Annotated in this window: 20 protein-coding genes and 1 pseudogene; 8 read left to right on the forward strand and 13 right to left on the reverse strand. The window is 63.4% G+C overall.

Annotated features, from left to right (window positions below):
- The first annotated feature begins 15 nt into the window (after positions 1-15).
- Both C8D77_RS01460 and C8D77_RS01465 read left to right on the forward strand, forming a co-directional pair.
- Positions 16-1,621 (forward strand): annotated as a pseudogene (locus C8D77_RS01460) (GMC family oxidoreductase).
- A gap of 193 nt (positions 1,622-1,814) precedes the next feature.
- Positions 1,815-2,435, forward strand: coding sequence for a DJ-1/PfpI family protein (locus C8D77_RS01465; RefSeq protein ID WP_109658827.1), 621 nt, complete (start codon positions 1,815-1,817; stop codon positions 2,433-2,435).
- A gap of 108 nt (positions 2,436-2,543) precedes the next feature.
- Here the strand turns inward: C8D77_RS01465 and C8D77_RS01470 are convergent, their stop codons facing one another.
- From C8D77_RS01470 to C8D77_RS01480, 3 genes are all read right to left on the reverse strand, one after another.
- Positions 2,544-3,566, reverse strand: coding sequence for a fatty acid desaturase (locus C8D77_RS01470; RefSeq protein WP_109658828.1), 1,023 nt, complete (start codon positions 3,564-3,566; stop codon positions 2,544-2,546).
- A 213-nt stretch (positions 3,567-3,779) separates the two neighbouring features.
- On the reverse strand, positions 3,780-4,160 hold the full coding sequence (locus tag C8D77_RS01475) for a hypothetical protein (protein ID WP_170136648.1): 381 nt from the start codon (positions 4,158-4,160) through the stop codon (positions 3,780-3,782).
- A gap of 97 nt (positions 4,161-4,257) precedes the next feature.
- Complete coding sequence (locus tag C8D77_RS01480; protein ID WP_109658830.1) at positions 4,258-4,458, reverse strand: hypothetical protein; 201 nt, start codon at positions 4,456-4,458, stop codon at positions 4,258-4,260.
- A gap of 237 nt (positions 4,459-4,695) precedes the next feature.
- On the opposite strand from C8D77_RS01480, the gene grpE reads away from it, so the two are divergent.
- Entirely contained in the window at positions 4,696-5,331 is a 636-nt protein-coding gene (gene grpE / locus C8D77_RS01485) for a nucleotide exchange factor GrpE (RefSeq protein ID WP_109658831.1), read from the forward strand.
- A gap of 128 nt (positions 5,332-5,459) precedes the next feature.
- Positions 5,460-6,092, forward strand: coding sequence for a trimeric intracellular cation channel family protein (locus tag C8D77_RS01490; RefSeq protein WP_109658832.1), 633 nt, complete (start codon positions 5,460-5,462; stop codon positions 6,090-6,092).
- Between the two features lie 72 nt (positions 6,093-6,164).
- Here C8D77_RS01490 and olsB read toward each other — a convergent pair whose 3' ends face one another.
- The 6 genes from olsB to C8D77_RS01520 all read right to left on the reverse strand — a co-directional run bounded on the left by olsB (position 6,165) and on the right by C8D77_RS01520 (position 13,175).
- Positions 6,165-7,040, reverse strand: a complete 876-nt coding sequence (gene olsB / locus C8D77_RS01495) for a l-ornithine N(alpha)-acyltransferase (protein WP_164548915.1) — start codon at positions 7,038-7,040, stop codon at positions 6,165-6,167.
- Between the two features lie 181 nt (positions 7,041-7,221).
- Positions 7,222-9,507, reverse strand: a complete 2,286-nt coding sequence (locus C8D77_RS01500; protein WP_109658834.1) for a PAS domain-containing hybrid sensor histidine kinase/response regulator — start codon at positions 9,505-9,507, stop codon at positions 7,222-7,224.
- A 143-nt stretch (positions 9,508-9,650) separates the two neighbouring features.
- Positions 9,651-10,640: an acrylyl-CoA reductase (NADPH) gene (acuI, locus tag C8D77_RS01505; RefSeq protein ID WP_109661143.1), complete on the reverse strand. Its 990-nt coding sequence runs from the start codon at positions 10,638-10,640 to the stop codon at positions 9,651-9,653.
- Between the two features lie 57 nt (positions 10,641-10,697).
- Complete coding sequence (gene lspA, locus C8D77_RS01510; protein WP_109658835.1) at positions 10,698-11,195, reverse strand: signal peptidase II; 498 nt, start codon at positions 11,193-11,195, stop codon at positions 10,698-10,700.
- Positions 11,196-11,208: 13 nt separating this feature from the next.
- Positions 11,209-12,066 (reverse strand): TrmH family RNA methyltransferase, encoded by an 858-nt coding sequence (locus tag C8D77_RS01515; RefSeq protein WP_109658836.1) that lies wholly within the window; start codon positions 12,064-12,066, stop codon positions 11,209-11,211.
- Between the two features lie 17 nt (positions 12,067-12,083).
- Positions 12,084-13,175 carry an RsmD family RNA methyltransferase gene (locus C8D77_RS01520; RefSeq protein ID WP_109658837.1) on the reverse strand — a complete coding sequence of 364 codons (1,092 nt, stop codon included), beginning with the start codon at positions 13,173-13,175 and terminating at the stop codon, positions 12,084-12,086.
- A gap of 136 nt (positions 13,176-13,311) precedes the next feature.
- On the opposite strand from C8D77_RS01520, the gene C8D77_RS01525 reads away from it, so the two are divergent.
- From C8D77_RS01525 to C8D77_RS01535, 3 genes are all read left to right on the forward strand, one after another.
- Positions 13,312-14,001, forward strand: a complete 690-nt coding sequence (locus C8D77_RS01525; protein ID WP_109658838.1) for a helix-turn-helix transcriptional regulator — start codon at positions 13,312-13,314, stop codon at positions 13,999-14,001.
- A 74-nt stretch (positions 14,002-14,075) separates the two neighbouring features.
- The gene (locus C8D77_RS01530) at positions 14,076-14,471 is read left to right on the forward strand and encodes a VOC family protein (protein ID WP_109658839.1); all 396 of its coding nucleotides are present in this window, start codon (positions 14,076-14,078) and stop codon (positions 14,469-14,471) included.
- Positions 14,468-14,905: an EVE domain-containing protein gene (locus tag C8D77_RS01535; RefSeq protein ID WP_109658840.1), complete on the forward strand. Its 438-nt coding sequence runs from the start codon at positions 14,468-14,470 to the stop codon at positions 14,903-14,905. The genes C8D77_RS01530 and C8D77_RS01535 overlap by 4 nt, the downstream gene beginning before the upstream one ends.
- On the opposite strand, the gene lhpI is transcribed toward C8D77_RS01535, so the two are convergent.
- From lhpI to sppA, 4 genes are all read right to left on the reverse strand, one after another.
- On the reverse strand, positions 14,902-15,867 hold the full coding sequence (gene lhpI, locus C8D77_RS01540) for a bifunctional Delta(1)-pyrroline-2-carboxylate/Delta(1)-piperideine-2-carboxylate reductase (protein ID WP_109658841.1): 966 nt from the start codon (positions 15,865-15,867) through the stop codon (positions 14,902-14,904). The genes C8D77_RS01535 and lhpI overlap by 4 nt on opposite strands.
- Positions 15,868-15,904: 37 nt before the next feature.
- Positions 15,905-16,273, reverse strand: a complete 369-nt coding sequence (locus C8D77_RS01545; protein ID WP_109658842.1) for a LapA family protein — start codon at positions 16,271-16,273, stop codon at positions 15,905-15,907.
- Between the two features lie 54 nt (positions 16,274-16,327).
- Positions 16,328-16,612 (reverse strand): integration host factor subunit beta, encoded by a 285-nt coding sequence (locus tag C8D77_RS01550; RefSeq protein ID WP_006200394.1) that lies wholly within the window; start codon positions 16,610-16,612, stop codon positions 16,328-16,330.
- 82 nt (positions 16,613-16,694) lie between these two features.
- Positions 16,695-17,651: a signal peptide peptidase SppA gene (sppA, locus tag C8D77_RS01555; RefSeq protein ID WP_109658843.1), complete on the reverse strand. Its 957-nt coding sequence runs from the start codon at positions 17,649-17,651 to the stop codon at positions 16,695-16,697.
- Between the two features lie 161 nt (positions 17,652-17,812).
- On the opposite strand from sppA, the gene C8D77_RS37250 reads away from it, so the two are divergent.
- Positions 17,813-18,007, forward strand: coding sequence for a hypothetical protein (locus tag C8D77_RS37250; RefSeq protein WP_126070530.1), 195 nt, complete (start codon positions 17,813-17,815; stop codon positions 18,005-18,007).
- Positions 18,008-18,257: the final 250 nt, after the last annotated feature.

The following is an 18,257-nucleotide window of genomic DNA, read 5'->3' on the forward strand; positions in this document are numbered from 1 at the left end:
TGCGAGGAGGAGGTCATGAATTTTGACTATGTTATTGCCGGTGGCGGGTCCGCCGGCTGCACGCTTGCCGCGCGGCTCTCCGAGGATCCATCGAAAACGGTCTGCCTGATCGAAGCCGGCGGCGAGGGCAAAGATCTGCTCATCCGAGCCCCGGCAGGCGTCATCGCGCTGCTGCCGGGTCGGCCGAAGATCAACAACTGGGCGTTCGAGACGGTGCCGCAGCAAGGGCTTGGCGGGCGCAAGGGCTACCAGCCGCGCGGCAAGGCGCTGGGTGGTTCCAGCGCAATCAATGCCATGCTCTACACACGCGGACACCACGGCGGACTATGACGAATGGGCCGATCTCGGCTGCGACGGCTGGTCATGGGACGAGGTGCTGCCTTATTTCCGGCGTGCGGAAGGCAACCAGCGCGGCGCGGATGGCCTGCACGGCGGCGACGGACCGCTGCGGGTCGCCGAGCAGCAGGAGCCGCGCGCTCTCTCGAGGGCCTTTCTCGAGGCCTGCGGCGAAAACCAGATCCGTCGCAACGACGATTTCAATGGACCGGAGCAGGAAGGGGCGGGGCTCTATCAGGTCACGCAATTCTGGGGCGAACGCCGCAACGGCGAGCGCTGCTCGGCGGCGGCCGCCTATCTTCATCCGGCCATGGACCGCCCAAACCTTACCGTCATCACCGGAGCGCATGCCACGGGCATCGTCCTTGACGGCAAGCGGGCCGCCGGCGTGCGCTACCGCACGGGCAAGGGCGAAGCCATTGCGAAAGCCAGGCGCGAGGTCATCGTCTGCGGTGGTGCCTTCGGCTCGCCGCAGCTCTTGTTGCTGTCCGGGATCGGGCCAGCTGTCGAGCTTGCAGCGCACGGAATTCCGATCGTTCATGAGTTGCCCGGCGTCGGCAAGAACCTGCAGGATCATCTCGACTTCATCATGGGCTGGACATCAAGGGATGCGGACATGATGGGCATCGGCCTGCGCGGTCTGCCTGGCCTGCTGCGGCATCTGTGGCGCTGGCGCAAGGATGGCGGCGGCATGATCGCCACGCCCTACGCGGAGAGCGGTGCCTTCCTCAAGTCCGACCCGGCGATCGATCGGCCCGATCTGCAATTGCATTTCTGCATCGCCATCGTCGATGACCATGGCCGCAAGCTTCATATGGGCTATGGCTTCTCATGCCATGTCTGCGTGCTGCGGCCGCAGTCGCGCGGCGAGGTCGGGCTGTCGACGCCAGACCCGCTGGCGCCACCGCGCATCGATCCGCGATTTCTGTCCGACGAACGCGACGCCGAGCTTTTGCTCAAGGGCGCCAGAATGATGCGCGGCATATTGGAGGCGCCGTCGCTGGCCAAATACCGCCACAAGGAAATCTACACCGCCAGCGTTTCGGGCGATGCCGAGCTGATGGCGCATATCCGAGCCCGAGCCGACACGATCTATCACCCGGTCGGCACCTGCAGGATGGGCATCGATGATATGGCGGTGGTCGATCCGCAATTGCGTGTGCGCGGCATGCAGGCCTTGCGTGTCGTCGATGCCTCGGTGATGCCGACGCTGATCGGCGGCAACACCAACGCGCCGACCATCATGATCGCCGAAAAGGCCGCTGACATGATCAAGGCTGCCTGATCAGAATTCTGGTCGAACCAGTGGTGCTGGTTTTGCCTGCTGTGGAATACCCTGTGACGATGCCGGTGCCAATCGACATCAACTGGTCTTACCAATTGTGCGATTTGTGCTTTCCCTTTCGCCATCCTGCCCTTAGGATAGGTTCATTATTTCGTGATCCGAAATAAATATGGCCACAAGGGAGGAACCGGGAATGGCTGGCAAGAAGATACTGATGCTCGTTGGCGAGTTCAGCGAGGAATATGAGATTTTCGTCTTTGAGCAGGCGATGCATGCGGTCGGCCACACCGTGCATGTCGTCTGTCCGGACAAGAAGGCGGGCGATATATTGAAAACGTCGCTGCACGACTTCGAAGGCCACCAGACCTACACGGAAAAGCTCGGCCACGACTACATCCTCAACAAGACGTTTTCCGAGGTGGACCCAGCTGCATACGATGCCGTCTATGCGGCGGGCGGGCGCGGCCCGGAATACATCCGCATCGACAAGCGGGTGCAGGCGCTGGTGCGGCATTTTCACGAGGCCGGCAAGCCGATCTTCACCATCTGCCATGGCGTGCAGATCCTGATTGCTGTCGATGGCGTGGTGCGGGGCCGGGAAGTCGCAGCACTCCATTATTGCGAGCCGGAGGTCACGCTGGCCGGTGGCATCTATATCGACGTCGCACCGACCGGCGCCCATGTCGACGGCAATCTCGTGTCAGCCAAGGGCTGGCCGGGCCTGTCCAACTTCATCCGCGAATGTCTGAAGGTGCTGGGCACCGAGATCCGCCATGGCGAGATCCTGATGCGCGACGAGCGTCAGGCGGCCTGATCCAGGGAATTTGCAAAGCCGCTGCGTCCATGACGCGGCGGTCTTTCTATTTTCTTGTTTTAACGCAATTCCGGACGGAAAACCGTTTCACACTTTTCCTGGAATTGCTTAGGCGGCCGCCCGTGCCTCGCGGAACGACACCAGCTTGCGGCGGTTCTCGTCCCACAACGCCAGTTTGACGCAGCGCAGGCTTTCGAGCAGCGTGACGCGGCCGATGCTGCGCAGTTCGGGATAATCCCGCAGCACTTCCTGCAACCGGTAGCACGGCACCTTGGCGGAGAGGTGGTGGACGTGATGGACACCGATATTGCCGGTAAACCAGTTCAGTACCGGGGGCAGGTCGTAATAGGACGATCCGTGCAGGGCGGCATGCTGGAATTCCCAGTCGGCATCCTTCGCCCATTCCGTTTCCTCGAACTGATGCTGGACGTAGAACAGCCAGATGCCGGCCGAACCGGCGAGGACGACGATCGGCAGATGGACCACCAGGAACGCGCCGGGGCCGACGAACCAGATGAGGACGGCTGCTGCAACCGCGATGCCAAGATTGGTGGTCATCGACGACACCCAGGGCGTCAGGCCGCCGCGCATCATGCCGACGGGCAGCCTTTGCTCGAAGATGAACAGCCAGATCGGCCCGAGCCCGAACATCACCAGCGGGTGGCGATAGAGACGATAGGCAAGGCGGCCTCGCCATGACATTTGCCGATATTCGGCAACGGTCAGCGTCCTGATGTCGCCCATGCCGCGTTCGTCAAGATTGCCGGCGCTGGCGTGGTGTGTCGCATGAGCGCGCCGCCAGCAGTCGTAGGGCGTCAGCGTCAGGATGCCGAGCGCACGGCCGATCCAGTCGTCCGCGTAGCGATTGGCGAAGAAGGAGCCGTGGCCGCAATCGTGCTGGATCATGAAGATGCGGACCAGAAACCCGGCCGCGGGAAGGATCAGGATCAGTCCCCACCAATGGCCATAAGCATAGGCCGCCGAGGACAGTCCCCAGAGCACGGCGAACGGAATGAGTGTGATGGCGAGTTCCACTGTGCTGCGCCGCCTGTCAGGCTTCTTGTAGCGCGCCAGAATTTTCAGCCAGGCGCGCTTGCTGTTGGCGACCGCCTCAGGGGAAATCATGTTCATCAGGAAGCATAGGCGGGGTACCCCGCCACCGCAAGACAGCAATCACGCAAAATTACTGCGCGTAATTGTCGCGTGGGGGCGGTCGAGCCTGCCATCTCGGGCTCGACCGGCTTGATGATAGATCGCCGCAGTGGCGGGCTTTCAAGCCCGATAATTCAGCAATCGGAAGCCCTAATTGTCGTCTGATCAGCGGCTGCCAGTTCGGGTCAATCTCTATTCGCGATCGAGAACAGGACAGCCGCGCTCGGTGCCGAAAGTCACGCGCACGCGGTCGCCATCCTGTCTGCCGCGGACAACGATCTCCCGGCGGCCGACGGACTCTATCCTTGCCCGGCGGACGCCCATTCGGTCCGCCTTGTCGAGGGCCCGGTCTTCCGTGCAGCCTCGTGATTGACGGCGGTCGCGCCGGTCGTCGCGCCGGGGACCTTCGCAATCGTCATAGGCGGGATCGCAATCTTGCATGAGCTTCAGCCGCGGGCCATGTTTGCCCAATTGCAGCTGCAGATCCTCTGCTTGTGCCGGAAAGGCCACTAAGGTGACGGCGCCGAGGCCGATAAGCGCCGCCAGCAATGAGGTGATCGAAACCTTGCGCATTATGTCCTCCATTTGAACCACAACACATCCATCCTTAGATGGTTCGGTTCTTTCAGGCTATTGCCGATAGAGGTTTGCTGCCAGATTGGTCGGCGCGTCACCGTCGGCGCAAGCCGACGTCACCGCCCTCCGCGCCGTCCAGGCGGTCGAGTAGCTCTCTGAAGCGGTCGGGAAGGTCGGCCTCGGTGCGGAAGGCCGGCAAGGTGCGCAGAAAGCGCGTCACCGTCTCGGCGCCGAACTGGCGTCTGACCTCGGCGGCCAGCCTTTCTACCTTTTCACCCTTGTTGCGGCTCATCATCTCAAAATCCTGTGTCGGTTTCGAAACTCCTCCAGCAAGGGAATGGTTCCCCCATCACGCCTTTGTGGCAAGCAAAGCCGGCGGTTAGGGTAAAATTTGAATTAAATCGAAATGTCTTGCCTGTCGTTTCCAGCCCTGGCTGATCGCCTCCACAATCGCTTACCCCTTGATTTTTGGCCGCCAAACCTCGATATCGAGCACAAAATCCACACCATTCGAGATTGACGGGAAACGGCGATGAGCGACCAGGCAAAAGACGAACGCGCGCCCGATGAAGTCGAGGCAACCGAGGCCACTGCCGAGCGCACGGAAGGCAGCATCGACGGCGACTATGAAGCCCTTGTGCGGCTGCTGAAGGAAAATGAAGAACTGAAGGACCGCGCGCTTCGCGTGGCGGCCGAGATGGAAAACTTGCGTCGCCGCACGGCGCGCGACGTGCACGACGCGCGCACCTACGCGGTCGCGAATTTCGCTCGCGACATGCTGTCGGTGTCGGACAATCTGCGCCGCGCGCTGGACGCGATTCCCGCCGAGGCCAAGGCGTCTGGTGACGCCGGCTTCAAGGCGCTGATCGAAGGCGTCGACTTGACCGAGCGCGCCATGCTGTCGGCGCTGGAACGGCACGGGGTCAAGAAGCTCGCGCCCGAAGGCGAGAAGTTCGATCCCAATTTCCACCAGGCGATGTTCGAAGTGCCCAATCCGGACGTTCCGGCCAATACCGTGGTCCAGGTTATGCAGCCGGGCTATTCGATCGGCGACCGCGTGCTGCGCCCCGCCATGGTTGGCGTCGCCAAGGGCGGTCCGAAACTTGCCACCGCCGAAGCGCCGGTCGAGCCGGGGCCGGTGAACGAACAGGCTGAGAAGGATGCATGATTAGGGCAGTAGGGGAGTAAGGCGGTAGGGCAGTAGGGCAATAGGGAAAAGGGGAGTCGCACCAAGGGTGCGGCTTCGTGCTAAGCATACTGCCTTACTGCCCCATTCCCTTACTCCCCTGGCCTGCCATGAACCCCATCGCGCTTCTCGATTATGCCGGTGTCGCCGTCTTCGCGGCGACCGGGGCGCTTGCGGCTTCGCGCAAGCAACTCGACATTATCGGCTTCCTGTTCCTAGCCAGCGTCACCGGGATAGGCGGCGGCACGCTTCGCGACGTCATCCTCAACCTGCCGGTTTTCTGGGTCGCCAATTCCGGCTATGTGCTGATCTGCGCCGCGGTTGCGGTGCTGGTCTTCTTCAGCGCGCACCGTGTCGAATCGCGCTGGAAATGGCTGCTCTGGCTCGACGCCATCGGGCTCGCCGCCTTTTCGGTGATGGGCGCAGCCAAGGGACTTGCGATTACCGGTTCGCCGGTCGTCTCCGTCGTCACCGGTGTGCTTACCGCCACTTTCGGCGGCATTCTGCGCGACCTCCTTGCCGGCGAGCCATCGGTGCTGCTCAGGCCCGAAATCTACGTCACAGCAGCCCTTGCGGGTGCCGGCCTCTACACACTTGGCGATTTTGCCGGACTGCCGCCGCTCGCCTCGGACCTCGCCGGTTTTGCGGCGGCGTTCTTTGTGCGTGGCGGCGCGCTCAAATTCGGCTGGTCGTTTCCGTCCTACAAGAGCCGACCCGGCCGGCGGCCGGAAGATATCCCGTGAAAAGGAAGCGAATAGGGAATAGCGAATAGCAGTCCGCAGGATTGCGGCGTAACTCCTCGCTATTCGCTAGCGTCAGGCAGCGAAGCGCTGGGCTTCCCCGCCATAATAGTTGACGTAGCGGGCTCCGATTTCCTTGACCGGCATGACGACGAAGACGTCGACCGTCGAGAATTCGCGGTCGATGACGCAGCCGTCACCGATGCGGGCACCGACGCGCAGGTAGCCCTTGACCAAAGGCGGCATCGCAGCGATCGCCGCCTTGGTATTGACGGCCTCGATCGGCATCAGATCCATCGAGCAGTAGCGCCCGGACACGGCGCGCACGTCCCAGGCCGAATTCGTCCGGCAGTGGTGGGCGAGGTAGGTGAGCGCCTCCGCGTGCGCTGCCGGCACGGTGCCGTGAAAGGACGCGCAGCCGGTCATCACGCCGATTTCGTAATGGTTGATATAGGCCCAGATGCCTTGCCACAGCGCCTCGATGGTGCGCTTCGAGCGGTATTCCGGCAAAACGCAGGAGCGGCCGAGCTCGAGAAAACGCTGGCCGGGGTGACGGGCTATGAGCTTGGTCAGCTCAAATTCACCTTCCGAATAGAACCCTCCGGCCGTGGCCGCGATTTCTTGCCGCAGCAGCCGATACGTGCCGACGATGCGGCGATGTTCGGGACCGGAAAGCGTGGTGTCCAAAACCAGCAGATGGTCGCAGAGCGGATCGAACCGGTCAGCGTCACGGCGGTCATGGGCCCGGAACAGGTCCTTCTTGGCGCCAAGTTCGTCGTAGAACACCCGGTAGCGCACTTCCTGCGCGGCCGCGATCTCGGCCTCGTTGCGAGCGAGCCGCACTTCAAGATTGCCTATACGGCCCAGTGCCGCGCCCTTTATGACGGAATCGACGTTACGTCCGGCAAGCAAGGCGCTGCTGGCGTTCGGCCGAGTGTCACATTCCGGCATAACTGTATGCACGAGTGATTCTCCTTCGAGCCATCCCTCTTGGCACGGGGATACGGTGTAGGTGCAACAGGATTGTGACAGTACCGTGATACGCCGTTGTGGGCAATACTTCGTCGGCTGGCGAATACGATCAACCGGCTACGTTTAAGCGATCGCGCGGCGCGAAATGGGCGGTGGAAGCTCAGGCCGCGACGACCTGTCCCTCTACGGCATTGACCAGCGCCTGAGGGTCGAGCGGCTTGGTGACAAAGCCGCTGGCGCCATGGGCCAACACCGTATGGCGGGTTTTTTCCTGGCTGTCGGCAGACAGCACCATGATCGGCACCGGCGACACGGCGGTCTCTTCCTCATGGCGGCGGATGGCGGCAATCGCGTCCAGCCCGTCCATGACCGGCATATGCAGATCCATCAAAACCACGTCGAAGCGGTCCCTGTGACCGGCGCCGGTGACAGCCTCGACGGCGGCCTTGCCATTGCCGACCACCTTGACGCGATGCCCGGCCTTCAACAGCGTGGCGCGGGCCAGCATGGCGTTGATGTCATTGTCCTCGGCGATCAGCACCGACAGGCCCCGCTGGCGGTTGCCGACGGCGCGCATCGTCGGTGCGCCGCGCTTTTCGGGCTGCGGCTGGGCTAGGCTGGCGGCATGGCTGCTCAACAGCACACGCAGAAGCGTTCCGCCACGCACCGGCCTGGCCAGGAAGGTTGCGTAGCCACTGGCGCGGAACTCGCCGAGCATGCCGCGGTCGGTCGGCGCTATCAGCGTGATGGCCTCGCAGTCGGAGAAACCGCTCTGGCGCAGGCGTTTGAGCAGCCTTCCATCGCTTTCTTCCATGGCCGCATCGACCAGAATCACATCGCAGCCGGCGGCGAAGGGTGCGGCCTGTGCGGCGGCGGTTGCGACGTCGACCGCGCCGCCATTGGCGCGGATGGTGCGGGCGATGGCGTCGGCCTCGACGGCGTTTTTCGACAGGATCACCGCGCGCCTGCCCAAGAGCGCGTTCTGGCGGCCCTGCGGCGCTTCGGTGGCTGCTATCGCCGGGATTTCGAAGACGAACTCGGATCCCTGGCCGAGCCGGCTGGATACCGAGATCGTGCCGCCCATGGCGGCCACCAGGCGCCTGGAGATGGCAAGGCCGAGGCCGGCCCCGCCATGCGTGCGCGTCGACGTGCCGTCGGCCTGCTCGAACTCCTCGAAAATGCGATCCAGGTCCTCATCATGCAGGCCCGGACCGGTATCGGCGATGGTGAAGCATACGCGGTCGCTGGTTTCGGTGCGCGCGCGTGCGATGCTCACCAACACGCCGCCGCTGTCGGTGAATTTGATGGCGTTGCCGATAAGGTTGAGCAGCACCTGCCTGACCTTGCCCGGATCGGCGGTGATCAACTGCGGCACGTCGGGTTCGACATGGCAGCCCAGCCCGATACCCTTGGCGAAGGCGCGCGCGGCCAGCAATTCGGTGATGTTGTCGGCGATCTCGCGCACCGACATCGGCTGCGGCTCCGGGTCGAAGCGCCCGGCTTCGATCTTGGAGTAGTCGAGAAGATCCTCGATCAGGGCAAGCAATGCGCTGGCCGAGGTCGAGACGGCGCCGACATAGGTCTGCTGCTCCGGCGACAGGCTGGTGTCGGCCAGCAGCCTGGCCATGCCCATGATGCCGTTCATCGGCGTGCGAATTTCATGGCTGACGGTGGCGAGGAAGCGTGATTTGGCCTGGCTGGCATATTCAGCCCGCTCGCGTGCGGTGATCAGCGAGGATTCGGCGCGTTTGCGGGCGGTGATGTCGCGAGCGATCGCGCGATGCGAAACAGCATCGCTGTCCTTGTCACGTACCGACAGTTCGATCCACGAGAACCAACGCGGGCCGCTCGGCGTACTGATGGCGACATCGGTGGAACTCAGGCACTCATGGTCGGAAAAGGCGGCATCGGGAACGATACCGACTTCGATGCCGAGTTCCGCCAGGGTCTTGCCGGCAAGGTCGCGTTGATCGATTTCGACCAGATCGGCGAAGACCTTGTTGGCATAGACGATATAGCCATCGCGGTCGCGATGGATGACGAGATCACCAAGCGCGTCGATCAGGCCGCGAAAGCGCTCATCGCTCTCCTGCATTTCCCACATGCGGTCGGCCAGCGTCTCGATCTCGGCGCGGCTGCGAGCAGTGGTTTCGTCAAGAAGGGCGGCGGTGCGGTGTTCGCTCCGCCTGGCGCGCAGATGCACGGCAAGGCCGGCAAGGCCGGTTGCCAGCAATGCGATGCTGATGAAGATGGGTGCCCCGGTCAGATGCGCCAGGCCGGCCACCACCACGATGGCGACGAATGTCAGAAAGGGCAGGCCTTCGCGCCTGGAGAATTCCGGCTCGGGCACCAGCGACGGCGCGGCGACAAAGCGCCGCGTCGACGTCGGCGCCGCATCGACGTCGTCGCCAGTGTCCGCCTGTTGGCTGCCGGATTCCGCGATCATGGGAAATCCTTGCCAGACAGAGATTATGGAAAATTGCGGCGGATCGTTCGAATTTTAGCGGATGAACGCTTTTTGCCGAAGCAGCTGCGGATTTGCCACCGGACATGGCGATATCCGTCCGCCTTCTCCGGCAGTCGAGCGGCTCACATGTCCACGACGACGCGCCCGCGGATCTTGCCGTCGACGATGTCGCGCGCGGCATCGATGATGCCGTCAAAACCGATGGTCCTGGACAGGCTGGCGAGCTTCTGCAGATCGAGCTCGGTGCCGATGCGGCGCCATGCCTCGAGCCGGACTGCCTTCGGCGCCATCACCGAATCGATGCCCAGCAATGAGACGCCGCGCAGGATGAAGGGGGCGACGCTCGTCGGCAGGTCCATGCCGCCAGCCAAGCCGCAGGCGGCGACCGCGCCGCCATAGGAGGTCATCGAGAGCACATTGGCCAGCGTGTGGCTACCGACGGCGTCGACGCCGCCAGCCCAGCGCTCCTTGGCCAGCGGCTTGGCCGGCTGGGCAAGCTCGTCGCGCGATATCACTTCGGCGGCGCCAAGGTTGATCAAATAGGGGCTTTCGGCATTGCGGCCGGTGGAGGCAATGACATGGTAGCCGAGGCTGGACAGGATCGAGACCGCGACCGAGCCGACGCCGCCGGCCGCCCCTGTCACCACCACCGGGCCGCGATCGGGCAGGATGCCGTGGCGCTCCAGGGCCATGACGCAGAGCATCGCGGTGTAGCCTGCGGTGCCGACGGCCATCGCGTCATGCGGGCTGATGCCATCGGGGAGCGGCACCAGCCAGTCGCCCTTGACACGGGCGCGGCCGGCGTAGGCCCCGAAATGGGTTTCGCCGACGCCCCAGCCGTTCAGGATGACTTTGTCGCCAGCGCGCCAGTCGGGATGGGAAGACGAGATGACGGTGCCGGCGAAATCGATGCCCGGCACCAGCGGCCAGCGGCGGATCACCGGCGCCTTGCCTGTGATCGCCAGACCATCCTTGTAGTTCACCGTCGTCGCCTCGACCGCGACGGTGACATCGCCTTCCATCAGGTCGGCGTCGGTGAGATCGGTTACGGTTACCGACTGCTTTTTCTCGGTGTCACGCGAAACGAGGATGGCTTTGAAGGTTTCGGACATCTCTTTCTCCGCGATCTTGTTTGGCGACATGAACTGTGCGGCGATGGCCGCGCGGGGTCAATCTTTGGAGGACTTGGCGTTTGAAGGCTTGGGCTCGCGCCGCCAGCCGAACAGTTCATCGAAGACGACCAGTGCCGCACCCACCGAGATGAAGGCGTCGGCAAGGTTGAAGACGGCGAAGGACCAGACCGGCGTGTGGAACAGGATGTAGTCGATGACGTGGCCGTAGACGGCGCGGTCGATCAGATTGCCGAGCGCGCCGCCGACGATCAGCGCAAAGCCGGTGCGGGCAAGGATCTGGGACGGTGCGATCCGTGTCGCCAGGAACAGCACGAAGGCAACGACCGCAAGCGAAATGACGATCAGCCCGGTGTCGCCGAAGGACGAGAACATCGAGAAGGCGATGCCGGTGTTGTAGGTGCGAAACAGCGCCAGGAAGGGTACCAGATCGAGCTTTTCCTGAAAGGCGAGACCAGTCTCGACCAGGTGTTTTATCCACTGGTCAAGCGCGATGGCCGCGACGACGAGCAGTGCGTAGGGAGACCATGATCTCACAGGCAGGCAACCTTCATTGCTGATCCACGATTGGTTCGAGCTTCAGCGCGCCGCGCCGGATCTCGAACAGCATGATGCCGGTGGCAACGGCCAGATTGAGCGAATCGGCGCGGCCAGCTTGCGGAATCCTGAGCAGCCTGTCGCAACTCGCCGCCAGGCTTTCGGGCAGGCCCTGCTGCTCGTTGCCCATCATCAGCAGCACGGGCCCGCGGGAAAAATCGACCGAGCGATAGTCGACGGCGCCTTTCAGGTGGGTGCCGGCGACCAGGCCAGAAAACCCGCCTCGCCAGGCAAGGAAAGCCTCGGTCGTCGCCTTGGCCACCGGTACGGCAAAGATCGAACCCATGGTGGCGCGCACCGTCTCCACCGAAAAAGGATCGGTGGTGTCACCGACCAGGATAACGCCCTTGGCGCCGACGGCATCGATGGTGCGGATGACGGTGCCGAGATTGCCGGGATCGCGCACCCGGTCGAGCGCCACCCAGACGTCGCCATTGTCAGCGCGGACATCCTTCAAGGCCAGGAACTTTTGCGAAAAGACGCCGACCACCATTTGCGGATTGTCGCGGCGGGTGATGGCGACCAGCACCTTTTCCGACACTTCCAGCACCATGCCGCCGGCGGCAACCGTGCGTGCGGCGACCTTCTCCACTGCCGCGTTGCCCCGCCCGGCCTTGGCGAAAACCAATGTCCTGATCTGCCAGCCGAGATCGAGCGCATCGATGACCAGCTTCAGTCCCTCGGCCATGAAGGCGTTCTGCTGGTCGCGGAATTTCTTCTGCGCGAGCGCCTTGATGTCCTTGACCAGCGGATTGGCGAGGCTGGTGACTTCCTTCACCTGCCCAGGTGCGCCTGCGTGCCGCTCGTTCATTCAGGACTCCCGGGCATTCAGGCCACCCAACGCGAAAACAATGAGGTCGAAAGCGCCCGGCCGGCGGACTTTTCGCGGATGATCAGCTCACCCGATTCGATCTTGCCGCCCATGCCGGCAAAGGTGTCGCGCATCAAGGCATGGATGGCGAAGAAGGAGGCGCGGATCGAATAGGCGGTCAGCACCACGGCAAGTGGCTTCGGCGTCAGGATCGCGCGGCAAAGGTCGGTCAGATCAGGCAGGTCCTCGAACAATTGCCAGACCTCGCCCTTGGGGCCGCGGCCATAGGCCGGCGGGTCGAACAGGATGATGTCATAATGGCTGCCGCGGCGCTCCTCGCGCTCGGCGAATTTCACCGCGTCGTCGACGATCCAGCGGATCGGCTTGCTGCCGAGGCCAGCCATTTCCTGGTTTTCACGGGCCCAGCCGATCGCTTTCTTGGAGGCATCGACATGGGTGACCTCGGCGCCGGCGCGGGCCGCCACCAACGAGGCAAGACCGGTATAGCCGAACAGGTTCAGCACCTTGACCGGCCGCTTCGCCGCCGCGATCAGCCCGGCCATATGGTCCCAATGCGAGGCCTGCTCGGGAAAGACGCCAACATGGCGAAACGAGGTGAAACGGCCGAGATAGTCGATGCCGTCATGCTTCATCGGCCAGGTCTCGCCGAGCGGCACCTTGGGGAAACGCCAGCGGCCGATACCTTCCTCGTCGGTGTCGCCGGTGAAGATGGCGTCGGCGCGCTCCCAATCCTTTGCCGGCAAGGCCTTTTGCCAGATCGCCTGGCCCTCGGGCCGCACGATCCGGTAAGGGCCGTATTGTTCGAGCTTCTGCCCGTCGCCGCTGTCGAGCAGCGCATAATCGGCATTGGGCGCCACTTCCAGGATCACAGGAAGCTGCTCGCTGGGCAGGGCGCCTTCGCGGCGGGCCAGGATGCGCGGCACCGATTTCGGTTCGGAACGATCGTCCACCTTCGCCTCATGCCGCTCGCGCGGTTGCGCGTCCGGTCTGGCGGGAACGGGTCCGGTGCGCGGACGTGACGCGTCCGCCGCACCCTTTGCGGATGGATGCGGACGGTTGTCGCGGCGTTTGTCGCGAAAAGACTTCAAGCGGGGGCAACTCCGAGCGGCGTGGCCGCTTTTGACATAGGGCAACCGGCTTCGCAACCAAGTCCGACATGTAGGCCTTCCCGGTTTATGTCGGCGGGCGATGGACCAATGTCAAAGAAACAGGCAAATCTGCTGGATGTCCCGCTCCGAACGCCTGCTCGACCTCATCCAATGCCTGCGCCGGCATCGCCGGCCGGTGAGCGGGCACACGCTTGCCGACGAGATGGGCGTTTCGATCCGCACGCTCTATCGCGACATCGCCACGCTGCAGGGGCAAGGCGCGCCGATCGAGGGCGAGGCGGGGCTGGGTTATGTGCTCAAGCCCGGCTTCATGCTGCCGCCGCTGATGTTCAGCGACGAGGAGATCGAAGCCATCGTGCTCGGCTCGCGCTGGGTCGCCAAGCAGCCGGACCAGCGCCTCTCGGCCGCCGCCGCGAACGCGCTGGCCAAGATCGCCGCCGTGCTGCCGGACGATCTGCGCGAGGATCTCGACGCGAGCACACTGCTGGTCGGGCCTCCCGCCGCGGCCATCGAGGGCATCGATCTTGGTCTCGTGCGGCAGGCCATCCGCAACGAACGCAAGCTCGGCTTTCTCTACCGCGACGCCGGCGGCGCCGCGTCCGAACGTGTGGTCTGGCCGTTCGCGCTGAGCTTCTTCGACAAGGTGCGGGTGGTGGTGGCGTGGTGTGAGCTGCGGCAGGATTTCCGCCATTTTCGCGCCGATCGGATCGCCGAGCTCCAAGCGACAGACACGCGCTATCCGCGTCGTCGCCAGGCGCTGCTCAAGGAATGGCGGGCGACGCTCGACAAGCCGCGTGGGTCGTGATTGCTACTGCCAGAATCTGACAGTATCCTATCCTATGGTCGCCAAGTCGAAACACTGAACCTTGGAGAGCAGACATGACCGCCCCGAATTTCGTCATCCTCTACGTCGACCAGCCGCAGCAGAGCGGTGCCTTCTACAGCGCGCTGCTCGGCCGTGAGCCGGTCGAAAGTTCGCCGACCTTCGTGCTGTTCGTTCTCGACAACGGCTTCAAGCTCGGCCTCTGGTCGCGTCACACGGTCGAGCCGGCGGCTGCGGCGGCAGGTGGCGGCGCCGAAATCGTCTTTGCGCTGGATACGCCCGATGCGGTCGATGCCACCCATGCGGATTGGTCCGGGCGCGGGCTGAAGATCCTGCAGACGCCGACCGACATGGATTTCGGCCGCACTTTTGTCGCGCTCGATCCAGACAATCATCGCCTGCGCATCTACTGGCTGTCCGACGGCGAACAAGCCAATGGGGAACAGAAATGAGTGCACACTGGATCGCAGTGGCGTCGGCCGAGCACGTCCGGCGCGGCCGTCAGGGCGGCTTCATGCAGGTCAACCACGGCAAGGCGGCACCACTGCGTCGCGTCAAGCCTGGCGATGGCATCATCTATTATTCGGCGACCACCATTTTGGGCGAGAAAGACGGACTGCAGGCCTTCACGGCGATCGGCACGGTGCGGGAAGGCGAACCCTGTCAGGGTGATATGGGTGGCGGCTTCACGCCGTTTCGCCGCGATGTCGAGTGGGCGAAGGCCGAGGAAACGCCGATCAAGCCGCTGCTCGACAGGCTGCACTTCACCGCCGGCAAGTCGAACTGGGGCTATCAGCTTCGCTTTGGCCTTTTCGAAATCGGGGATCACGATTTTCGTGCGATCGCCGAGGCGATGGGCGCCAAAATGGGCGCAACAGCAAACTAGGCCGTGCGCGCCTTATAGACGGCAATGCCGGCGGCAAGGTCCTCGAGCGCTGCGCCGACCGACTTGAACAGCGTAATCTCAGCGGCGCTCTCGCGGCCCTTCTTCTGGCCGCGCGCCAATTCGTGCAGATCGGCAACGATGGCTTCCGGCTTCAGCACGCCGGAGGCCAGTGGCTGGACGATGTCGCCAGCCTCCTTGGTGGCGCCGGCGCGGGTGTCGACATAGACGCGGGCGAGCCTGATCGCGTCGTCATCGCTTTCGCGCATCGTCGGCGTAAAGCCGCCGACCAGATCGACATGGGTTCCCGGCCGCAACAATGCGCCCTTGATCAGCGGCGTCGTCGTGATCGTCGCCGAGGAGACGATGTCGGCCCGCCCAAGCTCGGCATCGAGATCACTTGCCGCGCTGGCAGCGAAGCCTTCGGTGCGCAGATCGGCGGCGACCTTCTCGGCATTGGCCGGGGTGCGGTTCCAGATGCGGATGGTCCTGATCGGCCGCATGGCTGAGTGCGCCTTGGCGAGGAAGGGTGACAGCGCGCCGGCGCCGACCACAAGCAGCCGCGAGGCATCGTCGCGGGCGAGATAGGAGGCCGCGAGCGCCGAAGCGCAGGCCGTGCGCCACTGGGTCAGCCGCTGGCCGTCGATCAAGGCCTCGGGTTCGCCGGTGGCGCCATTGAGCAGGAGGTAGAGCCCCATCACCGCGGGCTTGCCGATGGCGTTGTTGTCGGGAGAGACGGTGACGATCTTGACACCGACGTGACCACCAGCCGACGTGCCGGCTGCGTTGAGGTCGGTCCAGGCCGGCATCAAAAGCAGGGTGGAGGCCGCACCATCGGGCCGCTCGATCGTATGATGGTGCCTGACCGGCTGCACCGCTCCGTCGCGAAACGCCGTGCGCAGCGTCTCGACCAGTCCGGGAAAGGTCAGCGCATGGTCGACCTCTGCGGCCGAAATGGTCAGCATGAAAAACTCCGTGGGGACAAAGCCGCCGACCGGCGGTTCAAGTGGTCGGCTTCGGCAATGCCGATCCTTGGGCGGACCTTTGGGTCGACCCCTGGGCCGGGCTTTGCGGTGCCGCCGGCGCACGGCTGACCGCCTGGCGCAGGTTCTCGGCCTCGACGCCGCGCTGGCGCGCCAGCTTGCGGTAGCGGCCCTGCTTGACCCAGGTTGCCAGGCTGCCGACGATCATGCCGATGGCGAGCGCCAGGAACAGGAAGATGAACAGCGGCAAAGTCAGCGTCAGCTTCGGATTGCCAGGGTTGAACGGATCCAGCGTGAAGGCGACCAGTTCGCGGTTGGCAACGGCGAGTGCGATCAGGATGATCGCCAACGGCACGAAGATCACGATGAGAATGAAGCGATTGAACATGATGTTTTCCGTCGGAAGCTGGCCTGTCCGGAAGGCCGTCTGGCGCTGACGCGCCTACTTGCCGCCGTTCAGCCTTTCACGCAATTCCTTGCCGGTCTTGAAGAACGGCACCCATTTCTCCTCGACCTCGACGGATTCGCCGGTGCGCGGATTGCGGCCGGTGCGGGCGGGACGGTTTTTCACCGAAAAAGCGCCGAAGCCACGCAGTTCGACCCGGTTGCCCTCGGCAAGGGCGTCGGTGATTTCATCGAAGATCGCGCCGACGATGTTTTCGACGTCGCGCAGGAAAAGATGCGGATTGCGCGTGGCAATAATCTGCACAAGTTCGGACTTGATCATGAGACGGGTCCCCGTGAAAGCAGTGCGGTCAAAATTATGAGGATGATTTTATTTGCTTTTTTCACTTGCCCCAAACGGCAGCTCAAGGGTGCCAGACGGAAACGAGACCGTCAAGAAACAAGCGGTCGGCACCGAGTTCATGGATGATGTCGCCGCTGTAGGCCGGCAGGCCGAGCGCACTGCCGATCGTTTGCGCCATCGCTTTGGAGAACAGGAAGCCGCCGCCCCGTTCAGTGTCCTTCCATTCGACGACCTTGAGTTTGGCATCGACGCCCTTGGTCGCCAGCCAGTCGACCGCTTCGGTCTCGCCGCCGACGGCGTCGATCAGTCCGTTGGCGACACCCTGGCGACCGGTGAAGATCGAGCCGTCGGCAAGCGCCAGCGCTTGCTCGCGGGTCATCTTGCGGCGTTCGGCAACGATGCCGACGAACCAGTCGTAGCTGTCGAGGATAAGCTTGCGGACCATAGCGCGCTCGTCGTCATTGGTCGGCTTGAAGGGAGAGGGTGCGGCCTTCAGTGGCGAGGATTTCACTTCCTCCAGCTTGACGCCGAGCTTGTCCATCAGGCCGCTGACGTCGGGATACTGGATCAGCACGCCGATTGAGCCGACGATCGAGGTCTTGCGTGCGACGATGTGATCGGCGGCACTGGCGATCATATAGCCCGCCGATGCGGCTAGCGTGCCGACTTCCGCCACCACCGGCTTGTCGGCAGCCAGCTTGCGCACCTCTTCGTAGATCGATTCACCGCCGACCGTGGTGCCCCCAGGCGAATCGATCGACAGGATCACGGCTTTCACCTTCGACGACAGGCGGATGGTTTCCAGCCGCTTGATCAGTTCCTCGTCCTCGGTGATCGTGCCTTCGATCTTGACCTTGGCGATATGGTCGACCGTCGAGCCGCCGAAATCGCCGTTGTAGAACCAGGCTGAAAGCGCAATCACCCCAAGGGCAACGATGCCGATGGCGACGACGCGCCAGAATGTCAGCTTGCGCCGCAAACGGCGGCGGTCGATCAGGTCGTCGGCTCTCAGTGCCATGGTCAGCCTTTCAGTCGGCGGGAGGAGACGCTTTTAGACCATGATCCTCCCATCTGGAAGCAGTTCTCTTTCCCGGCAGTGTTTGAAATTTGCGGAAACGCCCGATTCTTGGCCGAGTTGTGCAAACGCCCTATATATCGGCAAAAGGCATAGGAGACGTCATGATCGCCAAACACACAACCGCCGAAGATATGGCTCGAACTGTAGGCGTCGACCCGAACACATTCCGCGAAGCGTTGCGTAACGCGAAGCACCCTCGGAAACGCAACACTGATTGGGAAGTGAAAATTGGCAGCCCATCGTATTCGGGAATGCGCACCGTTCTGGTTGGTCTCATACAGCGGAAGGTGGCCTGACGCTGACCGGATCCAAGGCCAGAAAGCGCCCCGCCGACGTGATCGGCAACGCCGTTTGGCACCATGCGCCTTGCCAACATCAAGTCGCCGGCCAACGCGCTTGTCTGGTTTCAAATTTCAAACTGAGACACTACCTCCTTCCCACACGATGGGACAATCGGCGCGGATGGTCGAGATAGCCATGCCGCATACACGATCGACCGGGCCGGCCAGGCGGGCATCCGACATCTCCCCTCACGTATTTGCGCAG

The sequence above is a fragment of the Mesorhizobium loti genome (assembly GCF_003148495.1).
Lineage (GTDB): Bacteria > Pseudomonadota > Alphaproteobacteria > Rhizobiales > Rhizobiaceae > Mesorhizobium > Mesorhizobium loti.

Excerpts from the sequence above, each read along its gene's own strand:
- C8D77_RS01465 (WP_109658827.1), top strand. The coding sequence starts at position 1,815 with ATGGCTGGCAAGAAGATACTGATGCTCGTTGGCGAGTTCAGCGAGGAA.
- C8D77_RS01470 (WP_109658828.1), bottom strand. The coding sequence starts at position 3,566 with ATGAACATGATTTCCCCTGAGGCGGTCGCCAACAGCAAGCGCGCCTGG.
- C8D77_RS01475 (WP_170136648.1), bottom strand. The coding sequence starts at position 4,160 with ATGCGCAAGGTTTCGATCACCTCATTGCTGGCGGCGCTTATCGGCCTC.
- C8D77_RS01480 (WP_109658830.1), bottom strand. The coding sequence starts at position 4,458 with ATGATGAGCCGCAACAAGGGTGAAAAGGTAGAAAGGCTGGCCGCCGAG.
- grpE (WP_109658831.1), top strand. The coding sequence starts at position 4,696 with ATGAGCGACCAGGCAAAAGACGAACGCGCGCCCGATGAAGTCGAGGCA.
- C8D77_RS01490 (WP_109658832.1), top strand. The coding sequence starts at position 5,460 with ATGAACCCCATCGCGCTTCTCGATTATGCCGGTGTCGCCGTCTTCGCG.
- olsB (WP_164548915.1), bottom strand. The coding sequence starts at position 7,040 with ATGCCGGAATGTGACACTCGGCCGAACGCCAGCAGCGCCTTGCTTGCC.
- C8D77_RS01500 (WP_109658834.1), bottom strand. The coding sequence starts at position 9,507 with ATGATCGCGGAATCCGGCAGCCAACAGGCGGACACTGGCGACGACGTC.
- acuI (WP_109661143.1), bottom strand. The coding sequence starts at position 10,640 with ATGTCCGAAACCTTCAAAGCCATCCTCGTTTCGCGTGACACCGAGAAA.
- C8D77_RS01515 (WP_109658836.1), bottom strand. The coding sequence starts at position 12,066 with ATGAACGAGCGGCACGCAGGCGCACCTGGGCAGGTGAAGGAAGTCACC.
- C8D77_RS01525 (WP_109658838.1), top strand. The coding sequence starts at position 13,312 with ATGTCCCGCTCCGAACGCCTGCTCGACCTCATCCAATGCCTGCGCCGG.
- C8D77_RS01530 (WP_109658839.1), top strand. The coding sequence starts at position 14,076 with ATGACCGCCCCGAATTTCGTCATCCTCTACGTCGACCAGCCGCAGCAG.
- C8D77_RS01535 (WP_109658840.1), top strand. The coding sequence starts at position 14,468 with ATGAGTGCACACTGGATCGCAGTGGCGTCGGCCGAGCACGTCCGGCGC.
- lhpI (WP_109658841.1), bottom strand. The coding sequence starts at position 15,867 with ATGCTGACCATTTCGGCCGCAGAGGTCGACCATGCGCTGACCTTTCCC.
- C8D77_RS01545 (WP_109658842.1), bottom strand. The coding sequence starts at position 16,273 with ATGTTCAATCGCTTCATTCTCATCGTGATCTTCGTGCCGTTGGCGATC.
- C8D77_RS01550 (WP_006200394.1), bottom strand. The coding sequence starts at position 16,612 with ATGATCAAGTCCGAACTTGTGCAGATTATTGCCACGCGCAATCCGCAT.
- sppA (WP_109658843.1), bottom strand. The coding sequence starts at position 17,651 with ATGGCACTGAGAGCCGACGACCTGATCGACCGCCGCCGTTTGCGGCGC.
- C8D77_RS37250 (WP_126070530.1), top strand. The coding sequence starts at position 17,813 with ATGATCGCCAAACACACAACCGCCGAAGATATGGCTCGAACTGTAGGC.